Consider the following 22,654-nt stretch of genomic DNA (forward strand, 5'->3'; position numbering starts at 1 on the left):
ATTTCAGTATCCACTAACGGATCGAGGGGGGTGCAACCCGGCCGGTTCGACTGTCCAGGATGGGCCCAGCCGCATTTCAGTATCCACTAACGGATCGAGGGGGGTGCAACAGAAAATGCTAGTCACTGGCAAGTTACAAAGAGAGAGATTTCAGTATCCACTAACGGATCGAGGGGGGTGCAACGGGTGTACACCCCGGGGGGAGTTTTATTTGTTTTTTCATTTCAGTATCCACTAACGGATCGAGGGGGGTGCAACAAATCCGCTCCTGCGCCTGATGGTGCAGGAATGTCCCATTTCAGTATCCACTAACGGATCGAGGGGGGTGCAACCGCGAACTGGCGCGCAAACTTATCGCCTTGTATCGCATTTCAGTATCCACTAACGGATCGAGGGGGGTGCAACAAAGCGCAAAGCGGCGCGAGCGCTGCTGCGGTTGTATATTTCAGTATCCACTAACGGATCGAGGGGGGTGCAACCATTCTGGAAACGCTTGAATGAATATTCAAAAAGCATTTCAGTATCCACTAACGGATCGAGGGGGGTGCAACTTCCAATCAATGACCAGCCCCGCCGGTGGCTTACCATTTCAGTATCCACTAACGGATCGAGGGGGGTGCAACGAAAAGACGGTCAGCCGGTTACATACACTGCAAATGAATTTCAGTATCCACTAACGGATCGAGGGGGGTGCAACAGCCCGTTCCAATTGTCTTCGGTCAGCCCGTCCATATTTCAGTATCCACTAACGGATCGAGGGGGGTGCAACCTGGCAGTCGTATCCATGCATGCGCTGGCCAAACAATTTCAGTATCCACTAACGGATCGAGGGGGGTGCAACCTATAGTCGCAAGACTTGATCATTCGAATCGTCTGAATTTCAGTATCCACTAACGGATCGAGGGGGGTGCAACAACGCCTGCCGCGGGCAACGCGATCTGAATGTGATCCATTTCAGTATCCACTAACGGATCGAGGGGGGTGCAACCCTGCCGCGGGCAGAAGGACATCAACATCATTCGCATTTCAGTATCCACTAACGGATCGAGGGGGGTGCAACAGCGGGAGCGGAGCGCGGACGCACAATTACGCCTGGGATTTCAGTATCCACTAACGGATCGAGGGGGGTGCAACCCGTGCTCAGTTCCCAGATGCCGCCGTGACGTTGCATTTCAGTATCCACTAACGGATCGAGGGGGGTGCAACTGCTGGATGTTGGTGATGCCTGGATAGCCTGTGAGGAATTTCAGTATCCACTAACGGATCGAGGGGGGTGCAACTTCGCTGACCGGAGCCGCGATCGTTGCGGTTTTGTATTTCAGTATCCACTAACGGATCGAGGGGGGTGCAACTTGAGCGCGGTGCATGAGAAGCTGGATCAGATTCGATTTCAGTATCCACTAACGGATCGAGGGGGGTGCAACTGACCCGTACGAGGACATGCCTGACAGAGAACGCGAAATTTCAGTATCCACTAACGGATCGAGGGGGGTGCAACACCGGCGTTATGGAAGAAGACTTGATCGTCCGATAATATTTCAGTATCCACTAACGGATCGAGGGGGGTGCAACGTAATTTGTAGCAAGTGCGGAAAATTTGAAGAGATATTTCAGTATCCACTAACGGATCGAGGGGGGTGCAACGTTGACCAGCTCGTAAGCGTATTCCTTGCCCGTCGTATTTCAGTATCCACTAACGGATCGAGGGGGGTGCAACCGCGTATTTTCGCACCTCAAAACCTATTATACATCCATTTTCGGGGCTCTGCGGGCATTTTAAGGCCATTCTGCAGGGGTACTGCTCGGGGGGGGCGGAGCAGTTTTCGCAAACCGTTTTTTGCTTAAAAACCGGGGAGATTTGCGAAAAGAGTCTCGTTTACAAACGGTCGTTGCAAAACCGGCGGAATTCGCAGGAGACGCACCGCTGAAGCTGGGTGGTAGGCGGCGGCATGCGTTCACTTTCCAGTACGCCCCGCATCTGATCGAGGATTTCTTGCACCCTCTCACGCAAAGCCGGGGTGAAGGGAACTTCTACGGCACGCCGCAGGGGAATTTCGACCAGAAAACCACGGCGGGAGGGTTTACCGCTCATTTCTTCCAGGAGCATCCCGTACGCCACGAGCTGAAGTTTAAAGTGCTCCCCCGCGCGGTGAGAAAACTTAAAATCAACCGGGATCACCTCGCCGGGTGCTGGCTCATCCACCCAGATGACAAGGTCCACCTTACCGCGCAGTCCCCATTTTGAGGAACGCACGGGCACGTCCAGCTCGCGTCTTCCCTCCGTCAGGCGGTAGGCGCGCAGAGAGCGGCGGATTTCGCGCCGGGCTTCTTCTTCTCCCACTTCCTTCCCCACATCCATGAGGTAGGTGCGGGGTTGAACATCGGGCAGGCAGACCAGGTAATAAAGAATGCGCGGACAGTAAGCCCACTGCTTCAGATCGGTCACCCGGAATGGGAACTCCATAATTTCTTCGTAAGGGTCCAGCATGGCGGGGCTTCTTCCTTTCGGCTCAGTCTGGTTTCTGGTCGATCACCCGGCGCTTACGCCAGTCCTCGGCACAGACGGGCACCAGCTGTACATTGCCGGGGCTTTTCCCCAGGATGCGCCGGATTTTGACGAACAGTTCCTGTTGTTTCCCGGGCAACAGCCAGCCGGTAAATGCGCTGAACTGGATGCGGTCCAGGCCGTAATCGAGGCAGACGTCGGCAATTTTGCTCCGTTTACGATCGTTGGGAATATCATAGATCAGGATCAGGTTGGGGGTTTTCTCCATACAGAAGGTCACCAGGGCAGTACGGAGGGGATGTAGGCTTCGCGCTCTCCGCGCAGGAAGGTGGCCATGTGGCGGGCCTGCATCTGGATCACCCCGCGGATGGGGAAGCGTTTGCTCTTGAAGGGAATGAGGCTATCCAGGCGCTCAAGCACTTTTTCGGCAATGGTGCGGCGGGTTTCGAGGGTGAGGAGGTGCTTATCATCCTGCTTGAATTCCATGCCTTTGTTGGCCAGCCCGAGGATGGTGCGGTCGACCACAGTGGGGCGGAATTCTTCGATAAAATCGAGGGTGAGGCTGGGTTTGCCGGGGCGGTCGACGTGCAAAAATCCGGCGTAGGGGTCGAGCCCGGCCAGCACGATGGCGCGTTCTACCTGGCCGTAAAGGATGCCGTATCCGTAATTGAGGGCGGCGTTGACCGGGTCGGTAGCGCCGCGCCCGACGCGCCCCGGGAAGGCGTATTTTTCGGGGATGGTCTGGCGGATGGCGTCCCAGTAGCGTTGCGCGGCGCGGCCCTCGATGCCCAGGATGGACAGACGCAGGTCGTCCATGGTTAGCTTTGCTTCCTGAACTTCAGGCGAGCGGCGAAGGCGTTCAAGGGCCAGCTGTTCGTCGAGCACTTCGGCGGCGCAGCGGCGCAGTTCTTCGTAGAGGGCAGGCTGGCTTTCTTTGCGGTTTTTACTCAGGTATTTCAGGAAGTTGGCCTGGTTCTGCAGTTTTCCGCTGGCCAGCGCCAGGGCCAGCTCCAGCCCCCGGCGGTGGTGGTAGGCTTCCAGCTGAGCGCGGCGGGTGGCGATGGTGCCGGTGAGTGCGGCGCTGTAGAGGGTGGCGTAAGGCGAGCCGCTGGGGCTGACGAAGAAAATAGGAATGCCGCGTTCGGTGCATTCCTGCACGGCATCGGCGCTGATGCTCACCCCCTGGCTGGCAATGACCACCGATTCGAGGTGCATGAGCGGCGCCTGAAGGCGTTTCTCTTCTCCCACGGAGATAATGAGCCGCTCGCTGTGCTTGCCGATGAAAGCGCCAAATTCGTCCACGACCAGATGCTGGATGATCCCCATTTCTGCTCCCTTCTGGTGGTTAACCCGCGCGGCGGAAGACGCCGTTGCCTTTCACGGTGTCTTTTCCTACCTGCACCACTTCTCCCCACAGCAACCACGGCAGCAGTTCTTCCCATGCCGAAACCGGCGCAGCATAACGGGCGCTTCCGACCAGCCCGCTGATCCAGGTTTTTGAGCCAGTGCGGCTGGAGCCGCTGGAGACCTCGACCCAGCGGGTGTGGTTTTCGATCATGCGCACCTCGCGCGCCAGGTTTTGCAGGCGGGTGCGTTCTTCCAAGGGGCGGTGTTCGCCGCCCGAAAACTGCATGGCCAGCTCATCTACCCGCTCCAGCAGGCGGTTAAAGAAGATGGAGAAATCCGGGGCTTTTACCAGCTCTTCATTCCAGATGAGGCGGAGTGGGGTCAGAAATTCGAGCCCAAGCGAAGCAACGCCCCCATCACGCCAGCGGCGGCTGAACTGCCCGGCCTGGCTGAGCAGGTCGGCGTGGGTTGCGGGCTGTTCGGGCAGGCGCAGCACCTGCTCGCCCTCAGGGAGCACCTCTTCTTCACGCCCGCCGGGGAACTCGGCCACCACACGGCGCAGACGGAAGCGCCCCCGCCCTGCACCTACCCCGCCCAGGCCCATTTCTGGCACGGCCAGGACGAAGTAAGGTAAAAAGCGCCGGGCTTCTCCGAAGAGGGTGAGGTGAAAGGCAAAACGCTCACCCGGCATGAGCACCGAAGGCGCTTCCACCGGCGGGGTGAGGATGTAACCCCGGCGTTCTACCCCTGGCTTCTCGTGTGCGGCCACCAGCCAGCACACCGGGCAATGCGCAATATGTTCTGCATCGATAGAGACCTTTTGGCCCGGCACCGAGGGGACACTGTAAGCGCAGGTAGCCCGGCGCATGACATCTACCAGGGCGCCGCGCAGGTTGCTGCCGGCGCGCCACCCTCCCAGGCGCAGGGGGGTCTCTGTGACACACTCAAAACGCAAACGGGTAAAGGTAAGAGGGAATGGGGTCATTCTTCCTGATCATCCTCCATGGCAGGGTTTGCTTCGAGATCGAGGCCGAGATCTTCTCGATAGGGCAGGCGGACAACGGGCGGAAAGCCGCGCTCTCCCTCCACCAGGGCATGGCGCTGTACCAGCATGGCGTAAAGCCCCCACGAAAGCGGCACCAGCAGGCTGTCGGCTTCGAGAGCGCGGTCGCTGTCGCGCAGGGTGAGGTAGTCGTCGTAGAGCGACTCTGGGAGAACTTCGGTGCTGTCGAAGAGGCGATCGAACTGCGCGGCCAGGGTCTGGTTCGAGCGAAAAGGTTGCAGAGAATCCAGAAAAATGCGCTGAAATTCCTGTGCCGCGCGCCGGTACTCTTTCTGCCAGGCGTCGAGCACTGCTCCAGTGTATATGGCATCCAGCCACCGGGGCAGAGAGCGTTCATCCAGCACCACACCTTTCCCGTGAGAGGCGGCAAAGTGTTCTTCCAGCACTTCCAGGGTATGAGTGACCTGTTCAATAGGGCGGTAAACACGGCGGAAGACCTCGTCCGCGCCGCGAAAGACGTACACGGGCGCCAGTTCCCGCCTGCCGAGGCGGTTGATGCGCCCGATGCGCTGCAGCAGGGCTTCCAGCGGAGCGGGGTCAGAAAAAAGCACATCCAGATCAAGGTTCAGGCTCACTTCCACTACCTGGGTGGCAACCAGCACCAGCGGGCGATGATCCGTCGGGTTCAGCCCTGCCGCCTGAAGCATCTCGCGTTCTTTGCGGGCGCGGTCGTGGCCGGTAAAGCGTCCGTGAAGCAGGAAAAAGGGAATTTCAGGGGGAAGGTGGTCACGCATCCACAGCCATACCTGCTGGGCGCGTCGGACTGTGTTGCATACTACCAGCACCCGCCGCCCTTGGCGGGCTTCTTCAAGGGCCTGATTCAGGTTTTTCTCGTCCAGCAAATCACCATCGGCCAGAAAGAGGCGATGGCGGCGCAACCCCGCCAGCAAGCGCCGGGAAGCATGGATGGAAGTGACCTGCCCCAGGGTGTCTTCCAGGGCGGCGCGGAGAGGGGCAGGCAAAGTTGCCGACATGACCAGAAAACGCGCCCCGCAGGTACGTGCCAGGAACCCCATCGTAGATACAATCATCGCCAGCCGATCCGGTTCGTAGGCGTGAATCTCGTCAAAGACAAATGCGGCTTCGGTAAAATCGCTCAGCAGGGCCTCGTGGCCTTTGAGCTGAAAGGCGGCTTTGAGCAGTTGATAGGGGCTGAAGACACGCACCGGGTAGTAGGCCAGCCCGGAGCGGTTATGAAGCAACTGGGCCAGTTTTGCCGCTTCTTCGGGAGCGTAAGATTGTTCCATCAGTCGCTGGAACTGCGCCATGGTGCTGCGCCCGTGCAAAAGCCCAACCTGTTCGGGAAAGATACGCGTGAGCCGGTCGTACATGGCGTTCATGCTGGCTTGATAGGGCAGGGTGTAAAACAGGCGCGGCAGACGCTGATTTACCGCCCACAGAAGAGCGGCTTCGGTCTTGCCGGTGCCGGTGGGCGCCAGCAGCATGGCGTGTCCACCGACACTGGCAGCAGTACGCTGGTGTGCGTATAGACGACGGCGGGATAACCCCAGCGTTTGTAAGATGGCATTCGCTTCCAGGCGCGGGTCGGGTAAAGCCCCCCAGCCTGCCGAAGCCAGATGGTCGGACTGCAAAACCAGCCCGCGCAGGAAAATGCCCAAACGCAGGTTTTCTGCAGAGGGGGGAGTTTCCTCCCACTCACGCAGGTAGCGTTCCATGCGGTGCAAATGACGGCGAATCGCCTGCGGGGTCAATCCGTTCAAGGCCTGTTCCAGCGGCGGCAAGACAGGGCAGGTGACCCCCAGAGGGCGCATCTCCAGCGCATCCACCCAGTGTTCGGCACAGGTTGCGATCCAGCGGTAGAGCGCGGTGGCATCCTCGCGGGTAATTTCCTTCAGCATGAAAGTCAGCGGGTCGAGATCGGGATCATGCTCATCCAGATAATCTTCAATGTCATCAAAGTCCTTGTGGTGGGTGGCAATGGCTGCTGCCAGAAAGGTCGATTCTTCGCGGGAGAGGTCGGCGGTGACCCAATCTACAAATGCCAGAGAGAGCACCTCATGGCGGAACGGCCAGCGGCGCTCTTTGCCGCGCAAGAGGCGCTGAAAGCCCTGCGCGGCCTTGCCCCAGTCGTGCAGGAAAACCGTCCAGAAAAGCAAATGCCACAGGCGTGGTTGCCCGCTGAGAGCGGGCAGGTCGGGGCGCTGATGCGCCAGTTCGCTCAGACGCATCAGCGCCTCCCAGGTGTGCTCTGCCAGCGTCTGCGCCTTTCGGTGAGCCGCCACCGGGCTTTTTGCCCACAGGTGGGCTAAGCCTTCGGGAACACGGGGCATATTCATGGTCATACCCACGAAAGCCACACCACTCCGGGATAATCTCCATCCACCGCCGGTTCGCTGGGATCTGCCCACCAGGGCTCAAGCGCAGGCTGACCCGTGTAGCGGGTGAACTCACGCGTGCGCACACGGCGGTGCAGGACAACATAACGCTCAAAAGCCGGGTAGCGGCGGTTATGATAATCCAGCCAGCGGGGCATCAACACGGCCTGCCCGGCAGCCGTGTAGGCCGCGTAGTCATAGGGCAGAAGGGTGCGCTCCAGCACCACCTGATCGGCGGGCTGAAGCTCTACCACCTCCACCCTGCGGTAGGTAAATAAGTCCTGCGAGCGGCCAAGGCAAACCGCATAACGCGGGTGACAGAACGCCTCCAGCCATTCGGGGCGATTGAGGTAGAGGGTGAGGCGCGGAAAATAGAGAATCTCGCGCTGGAAGGGGTTGGGGTTGCCCTCCAATGCCTTTGGCAGGGATTTGTCGCCGGGCATCTTGCCGGTGGCAGGGGTGAGCAGGTAAGTGGTCTCAATATCCGCCTGTTTGCGGCGGAACTCGAAACGCACGGCAAAACGCACACCCTGTGGATCGAACCACTCGCCCAGGGCGCTGGCGACGTGCCCGTAGAGCGTGGCAGGCGGGGGCATCTCGAAAGTAGGCTGAACGCCCATCATGAAGTGGGGGTAACGGAAAGAGGCGGTCAGCCCTTCGGCAACAATTTTGAGTGCGCGCATGGTGCACCCTCCGTTTACTGCATCCAGTCCGGGTGCGCCTCCAACTCCTGTGCCAGCCGCTGGCAGGCTTCGCGCGGATGGATGAGGTGAATGCGATCCTTCCAATGGGCCAGCAAACCGCCTTCGCCCAGAGCGGCTTCCAGCTTCTCGCGCTCGGCGTCGAGATAGCCGCGCACCCAGCCCATGTACACATCGGAAAGTATATCCTCGCGGTTGACATCCAGAGCTTCTTGCAGGGCAGGCAGGTTAAGCACCGGGCGTTCTCCCTGGGCCCCGATGATGTGCCCGAAAATGTGGTTGCCGCCGCGGGTGACCGCCAGTACAAGAATATCGGGGCTGACATCGGTATAGTGCAAAGCCTGTTTGGCGCCGCCGCCCAGTTCTGCCAGCCCTTCCAGCAACGCATGAACACGGGTAAGCCGTTCCTTGAGCGGCAGGCGGTAGGCTTTGTCCTTTGCCAGATGCTCCAGTGCCATTTCACGCGCCAGTTTGAGGCGTGTCTCATCCAGGTTGAGGTAGCCGGTGCGCTCGGCGTAGGTAAAGGTACCGGCGGCGTGCAAATCAAGCGAAAGAAGCCCCTGCAGGGTGGCGCGGTAGAACTGATGCCCGTGCGGGACGGGGTTGCCTTCCTGGCGCGACATGGTGCCAAAATCCTCTACCAGGCGCACCGGCGCAATGGAAACCAGCGTGCTGACGCGGAAGGGCGAGACGCGGGTCACGGTTTCGGCAGTGAGGGTGCCCTCGGCTACCAGACCGCTGGATTCGCGAGCATTAGCGGCTTCGGTTTTCTTCGAGGGGGCGCGCATGTAGCCGAACAGATCATCATCCCAGTAGAGAATGGGGTTGGCGTCGGTGTAGGCGATCTTGGATTCGCGGAAGACCGGCGCGGCTTTCCAGCCCCAGTTGCCCTGCTCCAGTGTGGTGCGCAGCCAGTAGCGAAAGGCCTGGGCAGAAACATAGGGATAATTCCCCTCGCGGGTGGGGATGTGCTTCACCCCGACCACATTTTCAGTCATACTCCCGGGCATGTTACCCAGGTTGTTCAACGCAGACGCGGGAGCGTCAATCAAGAGTAAACCGGTGACAAAAGACATGGATCCCTCCTTGAGATGACATTACAGGTTTTCTTCTTCGGGTGCGGCTTCGGGCAGTTCTTCGGCATGTGCCTGGAGCCAGCCTTTCTGATACAACTGTTCGAGCAGACGGATGAGCACCAGGTCGCGTCCAAGGCGCCAATCGCTGTTGGGGATGCCCTCGGACTGCTCGAAAATGGCCAGGAACTGATCGAGGTTGATCAGCGGCTTGCGCCCTGCACGTACCTCGGCGGCAGAAGCGCGGATAAGCACTGCGCGCAGTTCGCCATAATTGCGCGCCATCCAGAAGCCGTTGAACACGCTGCGATCATTGCGGTCAAGAATGTACTGGGCAAGGGCATCGCCCAGTTCGCGAATGGATTGAACACGGGAATCTTCCATAAGCATCACCTTCCTGAGAAAGAGCTGGGTCAGCTGCCACGAAATCAAATCAACTTCGCGGCGGGTGTCATAGGTCAACGTGGGGTCCTGTTTATCCGTTCTCTGATGGGATGGCTTGCGGAGGAAGTACAGACGGATGAAACGCGGAGCTCCCTCGGGCAGGGTAAAGAGGTCTTCATAGAGGCGGTTGTAGCGCGGGGTCTCGCCCTCTTTGCGGGTTAACTGCCAGCCGCGGGCGGTGAGCGCCTCCCAATCGGGCTTCAGCAGGTCATTATGCATCACCTCCCTCAAAAATACGCCCACCTCCAGCGGCAGGGGATAGATATCCAGCTCGGCGCCCTGCCCGCTGTTGGTAAAGTAGTAGCCGGTCAGGGTGGGCGCAAGCCTGCCGTTTTCCTTCTCCTGGCGTGTGCGCTCCTTTTCGGCTTCGAGCAGATGCTCGATCAGCACCGTGCGGGCGCGATGCGGGCTGGTATCGGGCAGTTTTTTCTCACCGCCGGCGCGTGCTGTGACCACCCCCTGTAAATTGGCTTTGAGGAAGGTTCTGGCAAAGGAAAGCAGAAGGTCGGGGTCATTGCTGTGCACCGCCAGCAGTTTGCCGCTCACCTTGGCGCACCCCATGGGGAGCATCTGGAACGCCAGCAGGCTGATGCCCGAAAGGGGAATGCCCGCCTCGCCGTAGGGATGGAAGTTAATCACATCCTCCCCGGTGAGCAGAGGCACGTGCTGGCGATAGGTGCGCCCGGGGGGTAAATTGCCATCTGGCTTGAGAACCAGCATCGTTGCCGGTAAACCGGTAAGTGGATCACGTTCCTCTCCGGCTGGCGCGGCAAAAGCGCCGGAAACAATTTCTGCATATCGGTGGCGTTTTTCGGGTTGCTTTTCAAAAGCGGGATTGGTAAACCCCGAATTGGGAAAGGCCACATTAAGGAAGGACTTCAGCGGGTCTACGATGTAGTTTTCGCGGATGTAGCGCCCCGCGTTGTGCAGGTCTTCCTCTGTCAGCAGGGTGGGGTGTTTCTTCCCGGCAAAGGCGGTCAGAGTGGCCAGCCCCACATCTAACAGAGGGTGACCGGTGTAATCAGGGGGAGAAAAAGACATTTCAGGCATAGGCATCCCCTTCTAGAAAAAAAGACAAACTCATGCCCTGCGGCGGCGGGCGGCTTCGTGCTGGGATTGCAGGTTGAGCACCTCGGCCACCTCAAAGCGCGGCGGGATGGCGCCGTTCACCGCGCGTAAACGCACACACGCCGGGAAGTAGCCCATCCTGCCGTGCAGTTCAGCGATGAGCATTGTGGCGCTGAAGTTGAGCGAGGGCGGGTTGATCAACAGGGGGGCATGCTCCCATTCTTCCTGAGTCAGACCAGCCCGGTCTACCATGGCGCTCACCTGCGGGCCGAGGGGCTGGCCTGGCTCAATCTGGCTGTGCACCTCGATGGTGCGTTCAATGGGCGCACCGAGCAAGTTTTGCAGTTGTTCTATCTGGTCGGCAGAGAGGGGGTGCGAGAAGTTGACCAGAATCATCGCTTTGGCTCCTGATGGGTGGGCAGAATTTCCGATACGGTTTGAAACAAACGGTTTTGGTCCTTCTGGCTGAGGGGTTTGCCGGGATAGTACTCCTTCAATTCGATGACCCTCACCCGCAGGGCGGTTGCCAGCGCTTTGTAACGCTCCTCCATCGAGGCCTGGGTCACCATGAAGCGCGCGGCATAGGTGCCCAGGTACTCGCGGGCCGCCATGGTGGTGAGCTGATCTATGGCGTGCTTATCGCTCCCCGTACCGCCGGTCTTGATTTCGAAGACGCCCACATGATTACCGCAGCGCACCAGCAGGTCGATTTCTACCTGATCTTTCACCCCGTCGGGCACCACACTCTGTTTGATCTCATCTACATGCGGCTTCAGGGCTTTCGCAACGGCATCTTCCAGCGGCTTTCCGTCAGTTTCCTTGGTATTGTAATGATATCCATCCAGGTGGGCTTTGAGGTAATCATCCAGGGTGATCAGTGCGGGCAGTTCGCGGGGGTAGCCCTCTTCGAGGTGCAGTTCACGTTGTTCGTCGAAACGATAGCGGTAGAGTGTGCTCTTTTGATCGCGCCCGCGCGGCCCTTCGGTCTGGTAATAGACCACCGGGTAGCGGCGCTGGCGCGCCAGTTCGAACGCCGCCAGCATCATCGGTTTGGTGCCGCCGGTCACGTTGACCACCACTTCATCTTCAGGCTCACCCATCTCGCGGTAAAGCGCTTCCAGGATGCGGGAAATATGGTAGCCGTCACCCACCGAAAACAGGCGGGTGTTGCCCATCAATCCGGCGAGGCGTCTGGCACTCTTCTTCGAGGCTTCCAGCGAGGTGTGGGCGATGAAGGTCTGCGCCGGGTTGTGGTAGCGCGCCGGCAGCAGGTTGGGGATGGGCTGTTCACCAGCAAGGCAGAGAAGAATCATGGGCACCTCATTGGAAATAACCATAACCCGCGCTGGTCTTGGCACCGGCGCCCAGGTTGCGCAGGCCATTCTTCAACCAGGTACAGGCCTGTTCCAGCAAATCCGCCCGGGAAGCGCCGCGCCGCCATGCCATGGCGAAAGCAAATTCCTTATCTTTGGGCACCGCCAGGAAGGTGATGGGGTTGGGGTTATGCCAGTCGCCGGGGGAGTCTTTGCCCTGGTAATAGGGAGCGTAATGCGGGTTCATGATATCGATATCCAGCGGGAACGCTGAGGTGGGGATGGCGTCAAAGAACACCGCCCCGCCCGCCTGCTCCAGCGTGCCAAATACCAGACGCATAGTCTTTGCCAGTTCCTTTGCCTCGGGCGAGGGCTTAAATCGCTCAAAGGCTTTGTCAAACTCTTTATCTTCTCTGGAAAGCGTCTGGTCAAGGTCATTCAACTTCCCTTCGCTAAGGGACAGGAGTGAAGCCAGTTCAAACAGCGCCCAGGTGCGGGCAATGCCCTTGACACTGCTGGCAGGCAGGTAAGGAAAGCCGTAGCGGTGAAAGCCAAAGCCAATTTCCAGCGCGGTTTTACGTCCCAGCCCGGGGATGAAGCGCCAGTCGGTCTTGAGGGTGAAGGTTTGAGCGCGGCAGGCTTGCGTCAGGGCCTGCCAGCGGGCAAAAGCTGCTTTGAGCGCGGCCGGGTCGGGGGCGCTCCGGGCTTTCTTCAGCGCCTGTTCACGCCAGGCCGACTTTTCTCTATCTCCGGCTTTACTCATGTCCGGCGCAAAGCGTTCGAAGACCAGCCCGGGGTTGCTGGCCGGAACTTTTGTGAAGACATCCACCACCTCTTTCGGCAACGGATATACCGGTGCTGTCGAGGAAGCAGGGGGGCCGCCTTTACCCTGCTGCCCGCCGGAGCGGTTGGGGGGAGTGCCATGTTTTTGAGGAATATTCGGGCTCATGGCTTACTCCTTTGTAGAATCAGGTAGTTCAGCCTCGGCAAAGCGTTTGTACCAGTTGAGGTACGCCAGGGCTTCAGCCGTTGCCTGGCGGTAGTGCAAACTGCTGGCCGTGGTGGCAATCCATTCCAGCAGGTCGCGGTTCTCGTCGATGTGCAACTGCTTTTTCAACCAGCCCGAAAGATCGTTGTATAAAGTCAGATGATGCACTTCTTTTTTGGCTTTCCAGAAGGCTAAAGTTTGCCCCAGGCCGTTGCTCTGAATGCTGGCAGGGGCATTGCGGGCAAGGCTCTTCAAGTCCTTAACTCCCTTCTGCCTGGCTCTGGATATCGCATCATAAGCATGACTGGCGCGTTTCTGCTCCAGCGAGCGTTGTTCAGTTACTGTCTCAGCCATGGTATCACCCTCCATACACTTTCACGGCTACCCAACCCTGACCGGTGGTTTCGTCGCCACCTAACTGCACGTGCCCATCCTGCAGGAAGTCGAATTCCTTCAGCACTTCGTCTGCAGGCATCTGGTCTTTGCCGTTGCGCACATCCATGGCCATCAGCGGGGCGTAAAGCAGACTGTCGGCAGGCAGGCTTTCCGCCGTCCACAGTGCCCCTTCGGCAACCGTTTTCTTCTCGGGGTCAATGCGGATGTGCGTTTGAACCTCGGTGGCGTAGAGGCAGAAATCGCGGAAGGCGTCTTCGTGAAGGATGCACAGGCGCGCGGGCAAAGTCTCGCGCCAGTACTGGAAAGCTGTCCCCTGGGGCAGGGCGTTTGCCGCCAGCCACTGGGCAATGGCATCCACTTCACTTTTCGGCCGGGCGTCGAAACTGAATTCTTCCAGCACCACTTTGCCCTCAGGTGCCACCTGAGATTTGCTTCCCACCCAGGCGGCGGTGCCTTCCGGCCCGCCCTGGGGCACATTCCAGCTAACCGACTGGCCGGCCAGTTCAGCAGAACGGCGGAAGGACTCCAGTGCATGCAGGCTGGTTACCCAGGCAAAGACCCCTGCCAGCGAACGTACCGGGAAGAGCAGAATACGTGCGTCGCCAGCGGAGATCGCCCCCGCCCAGTTTTCGCCGGTACTGCCGGCCTTACCGAAGATGGCCTCTACCAGCGCATCATCATCATTTAATTGATGCGCCTGGCGAAACTCCGCCCGCAGGGCGCCTTTGAGGCTTGAAGCCTGCACCATGGGGTATTGCGTTACCCGTTCGCGCTGAATGGGAAGGTCTACATTGGCGCTGGCGCGCCCGGCACCCACGTGCAGAGGGGTTTCGACATAGAAGAAAAGCAAACGTCTGGCTTTAAACATGATCTTTTCCTCCCAAAAACGAAAGTTCCTATCCTTGTTCCGGTTTCCATGAAGCAATCATCACCTGCCCGAAGCCCAGCGCGGCACCGTCTTCGGTGATGGCCTGCTGAGATAACTGCACCCCTCCCGTATGGGAGAAGTAATACACACTCCCTGCAGGGACGAAGCGCCGTGCAGGTTTCTGCTTCCGATTGAGCAGGTCGTACCCGCCCAGGGTTTGATAACGCGAAAGTGCCACGGCTTCCAACCTTACCTCGCCGGTGAAGAAAGCCTGCCACGAAGCCGGTTTCCAGCCCTGCGAGAAGTACGCCGGGGTGGCGAAATACACTTTGAAGAAGCGTGGCAGTTCACCGGTGTATCCCCATGACAATGAAGAGAGTTCTCCATCCTTCAGGGTGGTGTAACGCAGAGCGCGGCCTTCGCCACCGGCACGCATGATGCCCTGCGGGGGGAAATCCGCATATCCCTCTGTGATTTCCACCACCAGGCCGGCATCCTCAACCAGGCGGATATATTCCACCTCGTAGAGCATCCCCTCAACGGTGGATCGGCGTTGGGCATCGAGCTGAATGCCCAACCGCCGCTCAGTGACGAAAAGCTCAGCGGCTTTGACCGGCGTAACCAGCGCGCCCTGCTCCAGATAAGATTTCAACGTCTTTTCACTGAGAAACGCCCCTGGAGCGTTTTTGGTGATGATCCTGTTGGGTTTCTCCAGCAGGCAGGGCAGGGTTTCTTCCTTCCACACGCACCCGCCCGGGTTTGGCACCACTTTCATGGGCACCACCTGGCTGGCTTCAGCATCGGCCGGGTAGGCGTCTGCCGGGGTGGCAAAGTAGCGTATGACCCTGCCGTTCTCGCGGCGGGCAAGGAAAGGCCCGCGCAAACGCAACCCTTTGGAATTGGCCGAATCACCGACCAGCTGGCGAATGGCTTCAGGATCATCCAGAGGGATCTTCCTGTGAGTCAGATAATGTGAGCGAATTACACCCTGGATCACCGAGGGAGGTGGCGGAAAGAGGCTGCGCGCCTCATGATCACTCTCAGCATTGAAGGGACGGCCGTCGCGAAACAGCAGGACATCTTCGGCTTCCATGAACAGGATACTCATTCTGCACCTCCAGAAGCAAGGAACCGGGCGATGATCAACCAGCGTGCAATTTCACCCATTGCGGATACTCCAGTTTTCTCCTTAATGGCTTTGTGCCATTCAGTCAACGTACCCAGCAATGCGTCTTTGCGATCCTTTGAGACCTTCTCCCCCGTGTGGCGATTGAATAGATACTGCAATATGCTTGTCTTGACTTCCTGTTTCAGGTCCTGAAGCATGGCAGTTTCGCGCGCCAGCAAATAAGGGAAGACCGCGGCAACTTCATCGTTTTGGAAAGCCTGCACCCACTCTGCTACCTGTGCCACATGCTCCCAGGGGCTGAGAGCAGAGAGCGCCTCACCGCCGCGTTTGGCAAGCGTGACGCACACCATTCCCTTGTTACCCAGGTCATCCTTTTTGCCCAATTTAGCGCTTTTTTCAGCTTCGTGCAGCAGGCTTAGCGCCCGGGCAAGCGGGGTGAGATGGTGTGCAATTACCACCCCGGCTGATGCGGTTGCCAGAATACCCAAATCCTTTCCCACCGTGTTCTGATATTCCTCCGCCAGCTTTCGGGCAAGTTCCAGGCCTTTTTCACGGGAAGCCAGGAAGAGCACGTCATCCCCGCCGTTGTAGATGAGGAAACCACCCGCCTCTGGTTTCACGACCTTGCGCACCTGATTGGAAAACCTGGCGATGTTCTCGCTGAAACAGCGGTGATTTGCCTCTGCCTTCTCCTTATTCTCTAAAAGATGATCGATTTTCGCACCCACACCGTCGCCGTCGAACTGAATCAGCATGTAGTAGGGCGAGGGGGATTTTCTGGTTTTTTGGATCAGGCTCTTGAGTGTGCCGCGCACCTGCTGAAGTGCGGCCTCATCCACCTTCTCAACGTTATAGCTGTCCTTCATGCGCTGGCGGGTGAGAGTCTCTTCGAAGAAGAGGTCTCCGTCGTAGGGAAAAACTGCATCCTGCTTGCGGGCCCTGTAAAGCGGCAGTTTCTCCAGGGCCTGGCGGTAGCGGCTCAACTCATCTTGGGCTTTTTTCTGCGCTTCCAGATAAAAATCCCACGCCGCCACGGTGCTGGTAGAGGGGAATTCACGATCTCCGACCTCCCAGAAACGCTTGACCAGGGCGATGCTGTCGAGCAGTTCCCGTCCTTCGGGGCGCACCTGGGAAGATAAGATGTGCGGCTTCCTGGACATGGCTTCCCAGTACTTGCGGGCGGTCGCATATTTCTGGGTGCGCAGGGCGGTGCGCGCGCCGCTCAAGCTGTCCTTTTCCCCTTCTTCTTCGCTCTGGTCGAAGAGACGACTGCGCTTGGCGCGCTCCAGCATATCGCGGGCGGCCTCATAAGCCTGAGCATAGTTCTCAGTTTCCGGCGCCACCGCCCAGAAAATTTGCCAGGGCGGTGCCTCCACAACCTGGCGCTTCCAGATGCGCTTCCAAAGGTCATCCTCTTCGAGGTAGGCTTCGGCGCGGGCTTTTTCAGCAATCTCCTGCCATTCCTTCAGTAAGGCTTGCCGCGCCTTTTGGGCAATTTCCGGTGCCTGCTCTTGGGACACACGGGCGACCAGCACGTTAGGGGTGTCGTTCTCCTGCAGTTGGGCGGGGTAAATCAGTTCTCCCGCGGTTTGAATCGCCTTTCCCGCTGCCTGAGCCAGCCGGGAGAGGATGGCGCTCCCGTTGAACAGGTCTTCACTGCGCCGCGCCTCGGCAATGAAGGACTGCACCGGCGAAAAGGTGAAAATTAACACGGCTTTGGTCATTGGTTCCACCCCTTTATTTCGATCTTCTGCCCGCCGAAAGACTGAAGCACATTCAACACACTTTGATAATTGTGCCTGCCAGAGATCAGCCGGGAGGGTAAGACGGTGAGCAGCAGATGGTAGGCCTGAGAAGCATAGAAGATATTCACCCACAGGGGCGACCCCTGGCGGGGAGAGATACCACCCAGATAATCGGCTTTGGGCATATTACGCATGACCATCGTCAGCGCTTCCTGAGATGTCCTGGCCCAATCCTTAACAAAGCGGATTTCTGCACCCTGTGCAGCACAGGGAAAAGCGGTTGGAATGGTTGGTAAAGAAACTACAGGTTGTTGTAATTGTTCTGCTAATTTTTTCCCCATACCAACTGCCGAACGCAAAATTTTATCGATACGTTTTGGGAACATATCCGGATTATCCGGGAACACAGGAATTAACGAAGGGTCAGTGCTCTTGATCACTTGCAAACTCCCTGCGCCTCTCCTGGAACGCAGTCCCAAACCTCCCAACCAGACGGCAAGGTTGAACGCCATACAGGCATTCACCCACACCAGAAGGTCTACCGGGCGCGTGGTGCTCAAGATCACCTCAAATTGCTGTTTGGGTTTGAAAGCGCGGCGACTTCCTGAAGGCGTTTTATGGGGCAGAATAGGGTGTGGATCGGATAGAAGCGGCTTCTGCTGTACCTGAATGGCAATGGGCGAGCCGTACTCCGCATCCCCAAACACTTCCCGCTCCAGTTTCCTCAGCCCGGGTAAATTTTGATCCCCAATCACCCCGCCGAGAGCGGCGCGGAACCAGTAGCGCATGGCGCCGCGGAATGCCGGGGGGCGCAGTTCAGGCTCGCCTCGCGGATCGACCCCTCCCAGAAAGAGGGGGGTCACCGTTTCCAGTTGCACGCTCACCTGTTGTTTCCAGTTGAACATAGTCTCTCCTTTCCTTCTTGGCGCGGTTTTGAAGATACCTTCTTTTTTTTCGCCTGTCGTCACAGACGGTTCCCATTCTCGATAGGAACTTCTTCCTATTCCGGTTCCTGCCCGAACAGGGAGGCAAACTCGGCAATAAAGGCAGCCCGGCTGGCACCCCCTGCGACCCCGTGCGTGCCCTTCCAATCTTCGAAGGCCCGGTAAATCCTGGTCAGCTGATTGGCAATCGTATGTTCACTTTTCCCCAGCCGGCGGGCGATGGCGGCATTGTCCAGGCCTTCACGCACCAGCAGTTCCGCCACCCCGCGCAGCGCAGGCGACAGGTGGTGCTCCCAGAACTCCCGCCGCCGCCGTATCACCTCGTGCAGGGTGAACTCCTGCTGACGGCGCAGGGCTTCCCAGGGATCATCCACCTCGGCGAGTAAGACCTGCACGGTTGCGGCATCGCTCCAGCGCACCACCGGTACTGCCACCACCTGGTAACGGTCTGGCGGGGTAGCGTGCATACGCCGCTCCGTGCCCGCCCAGGGCACCTCGGAGATCATGTGCCAGGCACGATCCTGTTCTCCAAAGAGCAATTGAGCCGCCACCATGGCATACACCGCCATGGTTTTGCGTCCACCGGTCAGGCTTAAATGCACTTTTTGCCCCATCTGGCGCGCCCGGCGGATGGCCCGGTATATGGACTGGAGGAATGCCCAGGTATCTTTTTCTGAGGCCAGGTCTTCGATAGGGCCTTCGGTGCCGCGAATGACTTCGTGACGGAAACGAATGGACGGGTAATAGGCCGGAAATTCCTGTTTCAGTTTTTGCAGAGCGGCTTCTACCACGCTGGCTGAGGTGTGCAAAACGAGAACTTCATCAATGGCAAAGCCCTGTTGCAACAACCAGTCCAGCATCCATGTGACACCCTGCGGTTCGGTGCCCAATGTGGCAATCAATAATTCATTCATATAAAGGGCGCGATACGACCGGTCTTATTTTTTCCCAATCCTGTTGGTCGCATCCGTCTATGCTAATTCTAATATGAGTTTTGAAAAACACTCCTGAAAAAGGGGTAAAAAAACCGGCTCCCGTGGGAGCCGGTCCGTCTGGCATCAGTAGGCGGTTTCTTCGCTATCATCGGTATCCAGTTCGAAGAGCTCGCCGGTGGCAATGTATACCGTTCGCTCGCAAATGTTGGTCACCCGGTCGGCGGCGCGCTCCAGGTTGTGTGCCACCCAGACCAGCAGATTGGCGTCGTCAATAATTTCGGGGTTGGCAATCATGGTGGTGACAATCGCGCGATAGGCCTTATTGTACAGTTCATCGACCTGGTCATCCTCCAGGACGATTTCACGAGCCTTTGCGGCATCTTCATTAATGAAGGCACTGAGGGCGCGGTGAAGCATACTGGCAGCCTGCTCTGCCATCTGGCTGAATTCACGCATGGGCATGGGCAGGGTGCTGTCGCCCAAGCGTATTACCACCTTGGCAATGCCCTTGGCATAATCGCCGATGCGTTCCAGTTCAATGATCGTTTCCAGCACCGAGGCGAGCAGGCGTAAATCACGCGCCATAGGCTGCTGGGTGGCGATGATAATGATGAGCGCATTCTCCAGGGCGTAGCGCTTTTCGTTAATGGCGATATCGTTGGCGAAGATCTTCTGCGCGGCAGAAATATCCCGGCGTTTCAGGGTGTCCACTGCGTTCAGCAGGGCCTGCTCCACCATGCTGCCGAGCAGCAAAACTTCATCCTGAAGCTGATGAATCTGGCGGTCGAGTGTTTCGCGGGGCATCGAATACCTCTTTCCCTTCTTGCCGGTTAACCGAATCTGCCGGTGATGTAATCTTCGGTACGTTGATCACGCGGATTGGTGAAAATCTGGTGGGTTTCCCCATATTCTACCATGAGGCCAGCGCGATCATCATCCATGGTAAAGAAGGCCGTGTAATCGGAGGCGCGGGCGGCCTGTTGCATGTTGTGGGTGACGATAATGATCGTGTACTGACGCGAGAGTTCACGCATCAGTTCTTCGATCTTTAACGTGGCAATGGGGTCGAGCGCCGAGCAGGGCTCATCCATGAGAATGATTTCCGGTTTGACGGCCAGCGCCCGCGCAATACACAGGCGTTGCTGTTGCCCCCCTGAAAGCGAAAGGCCGCTTTTCTTGAGGTTGTCTTTCACTTCATCCCAGAGCGCGGCATCGCGCAGGGTTTGCTCCACCAGTTCATCGAGGTTCCCCTTGTAGCCGTTGATGCGCGCTCCCCAGGCCACATTTTCATAGATCGACTTGGGGAAGGGATTGGGCTTTTGAAAGACCATCCCGATGCGCTGACGCACCATCACCGGGTCGACGTCCTCAGCATAGATATTTTGCCCATGGAAGAGGATCTCCCCTTCCATGCGGAAGGAAGGGACAAAGTCGTTCATGCGGTTGAATGACCGCAGTACGGTGCTCTTCCCGCAGCCGGAAGGCCCGATGATCGCGGTGATCTTCTGGGGGACGATCTGCAAATCGACGTCCTTCACGGCGCGGAAGTTGCCGTAATAGAGATTCACGCCCCTGGTTTCAATGGCGTAGTGGTTGTTGGTTTCGTGAGTCATGTTCCTCGCTTGCTCAAACGGTTGCGCAGCACAATGGCCACAGAATTGAGGGACAAAAGGACGACCAGTAGCACGAGAATGGCAGCGGCGGCAATGTTGCGGAACTCGGGTTGTGGCCGTGCAGTCCAATTATAAATCTGGATCGGTAATGCGGTGAAAAATGAGAAAACCCCGGTGGGATCTTTATTGATCAGGCTGGAGGCGCCCACCAGGATGAGGGGGGCCGTCTCTCCGAGAGCGCGGGAGATGGCCAGAATGGTGCCGGTGAGGATGCCGGGCAGGGCATTGGGGAGTACATGGTGCCAGATTGTTTGCCAGCGGGTAGCCCCAAGCCCATAACTGGCCTGCCGTAAAGAGGCGGGCACGGCGCGGATGGCTTCCTGGGCATTAATGATGAGGATGGGCAGGATGAGCAGAGCCATGGTAAGACCGGCAGAGAGGATGGTACGCCCGTTGCTTCCCTGGATGCCGAATACAGCGCCGCTGGTCAGGTGAGAAAGGGTGCGCACGAAGATGGCCAGCCCCAGAATCCCGTATACAATAGAAGGCACTCCGGCCAGGTTATCGATATTGGTCTGAATGATGCGGTTGACGCGGTTCTCAGAAGCGTATTCTTCCAGGTAAATGGCGGCTCCCACCCCGATGGGGAAGGCGACCAGGATGGTGATGGCAATGATCCACAGCGAACCGAGCACGGCCGTGCGCACCCCGGCCAGTTCGGGCGTGGCCGACATACTGCGGGTGAGAAACCCCGGATTGAGCCACGAACGAAACTCTACCTGCAGGTTGGGGGTTTCAGCGCGCATGGCCGCAATTTCTTGCTCGATGGCTGCGCGCTGGAAGAGTGTTTCTGCCAGGGTGTAGCTCTTTCGAATGGTCGGTTTGACCACCTGCTCCATCACCAGGTTGATCAGGGTTTCTTCATCCAGGGAATCGAGGGGGCCATTGTTCCGCTCCAGGGTGCGCAGACGGGTGCGGGTAAGGTGATCCTGGAGGATGGTGACCAATTCCGGGCGGGTCAGTTCAGTGAGGGGGCGTCCGGCAAGTGAGTTGCGGTCAACTGCATCGGTGATCACCACCAGCCCTGCGGCGCGGTTGAGGATGGTCAAAATCAGGGCGGCGAGTGCGATCAGCCCGATGAGGGTAGAGCTAAAAAAGACACCGCGCCAGAACTTGCCCCGGGCATGGCGTGCGGCCAGGATCGAACGGGGGGAGGTGAAGATGTTGTTCATTCGTAGACCTCCCGGAAGCGCGCCACCAGCCGTCGGCTGAGGATGTTCAAAAGCAGGGTGGCCCCGAAGAGAAGCAGACCGATGGCGAAAATGCTGTTATAGTCGGGGGTGTCATAGGCCACATCTCCACCGGAGATACGCGCGATGTATCCGGTGAGGGTTTCGGCGGAGAGGAAGGGGTTAAAGGTGAAGTTGGGGCCAGCACCAGCGGCCAGAGCCACGATCATCGTTTCGCCGATGGCGCGTGAAATGGCAAGAATAAAGGCGGCAATGATGCCCGAAAGTGCGGCGGGCACCACCACCTGAAGAGCGGTTTCAAGGCGGGTGCCGCCCAGCCCGTAGGCCGCCTCGCGCAGAGACTGGGGGACTGCCGAAAGGGCATCTTCGCTCATGGAGCAAACCAGCGGGAGAATCATAATTCCCATCACCAGGCCGGCGGAGAGGGTGTTATAGACCTGCACCTGGTCGCCAAAAAGCAGGCGCAGGAAAGGCGTCATGGTGGTGAGGGCAAAGTACCCGTAAACCACGGTGGGCACACCGGCCAGAATTTCGAGAATGGGTTTGAGGATACTCCGCGCGCGGGGTGAGGCATATTCACTGAGGTAAATGGCGGCGCTCAGCCCAAGAGGAAGGGCTACCAGCATGGCAAAAAAGGTAGTCATCAGGGTGGCTGTGACAAGCGGAAGCACGCCGAACTTCCCGATGGTGGGCTGCCACTCGGTTCTGGTGAAGAATTCGATCAGCGTCACCCCGGGCATCTGGAAAAAGAGGAGCGATTCTTTGCCAAGCTCGTAGATGATTCCCAGGGTGGTGAGAATTGATACTGCCCCGCAGAAAAAAAGGAACCCCTGGATGAACATTTCTCCGAGACGCGGTTTTTTCTTGAGATGGATCGCTCGAATGGATCCGGCATCGGCCAGGGGAGGATGGGTGATCAGTTCTTTTTGCATGAG

21 protein-coding genes and 1 CRISPR repeat array (1 of these 22 running past the window's edge) are annotated in these 22,654 nt (G+C 58.3%); all 21 genes read right to left on the bottom strand.

Annotated elements, in window-relative coordinates:
• Positions 1-1,717: direct repeats of the CRISPR family, unit length 37 nt; unit sequence ATTTCAGTATCCACTAACGGATCGAGGGGGGTGCAAC; it begins 4,240 nt to the left of the window's first position.
• 159 nt (positions 1,718-1,876) lie between these two features.
• Entirely contained in the window at positions 1,877-2,488 is a 612-nt protein-coding gene (cas4, locus tag ATHL_RS17115) for a CRISPR-associated protein Cas4 (RefSeq protein WP_062196256.1), read from the bottom strand.
• A gap of 22 nt (positions 2,489-2,510) precedes the next feature.
• Positions 2,511-2,774: a CRISPR-associated endonuclease Cas2 gene (gene cas2, locus ATHL_RS17120; protein ID WP_062196338.1), complete on the bottom strand. Its 264-nt coding sequence runs from the start codon at positions 2,772-2,774 to the stop codon at positions 2,511-2,513.
• Positions 2,775-2,782: 8 nt separating this feature from the next.
• The gene (gene cas1 / locus ATHL_RS17125) at positions 2,783-3,832 is read right to left on the bottom strand and encodes a CRISPR-associated endonuclease Cas1 (protein ID WP_062196258.1); all 1,050 of its coding nucleotides are present in this window, start codon (positions 3,830-3,832) and stop codon (positions 2,783-2,785) included.
• A 19-nt stretch (positions 3,833-3,851) separates the two neighbouring features.
• A complete protein-coding gene (cas6, locus tag ATHL_RS17130; protein WP_062196260.1) occupies positions 3,852-4,838 on the bottom strand; it encodes a CRISPR system precrRNA processing endoribonuclease RAMP protein Cas6 in 987 nt (328 codons plus the stop codon).
• Entirely contained in the window at positions 4,835-7,207 is a 2,373-nt protein-coding gene (gene cas3 / locus ATHL_RS17135) for a CRISPR-associated helicase Cas3' (RefSeq protein ID WP_162787791.1), read from the bottom strand. The genes cas6 and cas3 overlap by 4 nt, the downstream gene beginning before the upstream one ends.
• 8 nt (positions 7,208-7,215) lie before the next feature.
• A complete protein-coding gene (cas5, locus tag ATHL_RS17140) occupies positions 7,216-7,935 on the bottom strand; it encodes a CRISPR-associated protein Cas5 (protein ID WP_062196264.1) in 720 nt (239 codons plus the stop codon).
• A 14-nt stretch (positions 7,936-7,949) separates the two neighbouring features.
• Positions 7,950-9,029, bottom strand: coding sequence for a type I-B CRISPR-associated protein Cas7/Cst2/DevR (cas7i, locus tag ATHL_RS17145; protein WP_062196266.1), 1,080 nt, complete (start codon positions 9,027-9,029; stop codon positions 7,950-7,952).
• Positions 9,030-9,050: 21 nt separating this feature from the next.
• Positions 9,051-10,520 (bottom strand): type I-B CRISPR-associated protein Cas8b1/Cst1, encoded by a 1,470-nt coding sequence (cas8a1, locus tag ATHL_RS17150; protein WP_062196268.1) that lies wholly within the window; start codon positions 10,518-10,520, stop codon positions 9,051-9,053.
• Between the two features lie 30 nt (positions 10,521-10,550).
• The gene (gene csx15 / locus ATHL_RS17155; protein ID WP_062196270.1) at positions 10,551-10,934 is read right to left on the bottom strand and encodes a CRISPR-associated protein Csx15; all 384 of its coding nucleotides are present in this window, start codon (positions 10,932-10,934) and stop codon (positions 10,551-10,553) included.
• On the bottom strand, positions 10,931-11,851 hold the full coding sequence (locus ATHL_RS17160; protein WP_062196272.1) for a PDDEXK family nuclease: 921 nt from the start codon (positions 11,849-11,851) through the stop codon (positions 10,931-10,933). The genes csx15 and ATHL_RS17160 overlap by 4 nt, the downstream gene beginning before the upstream one ends.
• Positions 11,852-11,858: 7 nt before the next feature.
• Positions 11,859-12,800 (bottom strand): type III-B CRISPR module RAMP protein Cmr6, encoded by a 942-nt coding sequence (cmr6, locus tag ATHL_RS17165; RefSeq protein ID WP_062196274.1) that lies wholly within the window; start codon positions 12,798-12,800, stop codon positions 11,859-11,861.
• A gap of 3 nt (positions 12,801-12,803) precedes the next feature.
• Positions 12,804-13,193, bottom strand: a complete 390-nt coding sequence (cmr5, locus tag ATHL_RS17170) for a type III-B CRISPR module-associated protein Cmr5 (protein WP_062196275.1) — start codon at positions 13,191-13,193, stop codon at positions 12,804-12,806.
• A 4-nt stretch (positions 13,194-13,197) separates the two neighbouring features.
• Positions 13,198-14,103, bottom strand: a complete 906-nt coding sequence (gene cmr4, locus ATHL_RS17175; protein ID WP_062196277.1) for a type III-B CRISPR module RAMP protein Cmr4 — start codon at positions 14,101-14,103, stop codon at positions 13,198-13,200.
• 28 nt (positions 14,104-14,131) lie between these two features.
• Complete coding sequence (gene cmr3, locus ATHL_RS17180; protein WP_062196279.1) at positions 14,132-15,211, bottom strand: type III-B CRISPR module-associated protein Cmr3; 1,080 nt, start codon at positions 15,209-15,211, stop codon at positions 14,132-14,134.
• Positions 15,208-16,956: a type III-B CRISPR-associated protein Cas10/Cmr2 gene (cas10, locus tag ATHL_RS17185; protein ID WP_062196281.1), complete on the bottom strand. Its 1,749-nt coding sequence runs from the start codon at positions 16,954-16,956 to the stop codon at positions 15,208-15,210. The genes cmr3 and cas10 overlap by 4 nt, the downstream gene beginning before the upstream one ends.
• Positions 16,953-17,882, bottom strand: a complete 930-nt coding sequence (gene cmr1, locus ATHL_RS17190; protein WP_062196282.1) for a type III-B CRISPR module RAMP protein Cmr1 — start codon at positions 17,880-17,882, stop codon at positions 16,953-16,955. Before cmr1 ends, cas10 begins: the two co-directional genes overlap by 4 nt.
• Positions 17,883-17,977: 95 nt before the next feature.
• The gene (locus ATHL_RS17195; RefSeq protein ID WP_062196284.1) at positions 17,978-18,835 is read right to left on the bottom strand and encodes a CRISPR-associated ring nuclease; all 858 of its coding nucleotides are present in this window, start codon (positions 18,833-18,835) and stop codon (positions 17,978-17,980) included.
• Positions 18,836-18,979: 144 nt separating this feature from the next.
• A complete protein-coding gene (gene phoU / locus ATHL_RS17200) occupies positions 18,980-19,660 on the bottom strand; it encodes a phosphate signaling complex protein PhoU (RefSeq protein ID WP_062196286.1) in 681 nt (226 codons plus the stop codon).
• 26 nt (positions 19,661-19,686) lie between these two features.
• On the bottom strand, positions 19,687-20,469 hold the full coding sequence (gene pstB / locus ATHL_RS17205; protein WP_062196288.1) for a phosphate ABC transporter ATP-binding protein PstB: 783 nt from the start codon (positions 20,467-20,469) through the stop codon (positions 19,687-19,689).
• Positions 20,466-21,701: a phosphate ABC transporter permease PstA gene (pstA, locus tag ATHL_RS17210; RefSeq protein ID WP_062196290.1), complete on the bottom strand. Its 1,236-nt coding sequence runs from the start codon at positions 21,699-21,701 to the stop codon at positions 20,466-20,468. The genes pstB and pstA overlap by 4 nt, the downstream gene beginning before the upstream one ends.
• Positions 21,698-22,651 (bottom strand): phosphate ABC transporter permease subunit PstC, encoded by a 954-nt coding sequence (gene pstC / locus ATHL_RS17215; RefSeq protein ID WP_062196340.1) that lies wholly within the window; start codon positions 22,649-22,651, stop codon positions 21,698-21,700. The genes pstA and pstC overlap by 4 nt, the downstream gene beginning before the upstream one ends.
• Positions 22,652-22,654 lie beyond the last annotated feature (3 nt).

The organism is Anaerolinea thermolimosa (assembly GCF_001050195.2).
Classification (GTDB): Bacteria; Chloroflexota; Anaerolineae; order Anaerolineales; family Anaerolineaceae; genus Anaerolinea; species Anaerolinea thermolimosa.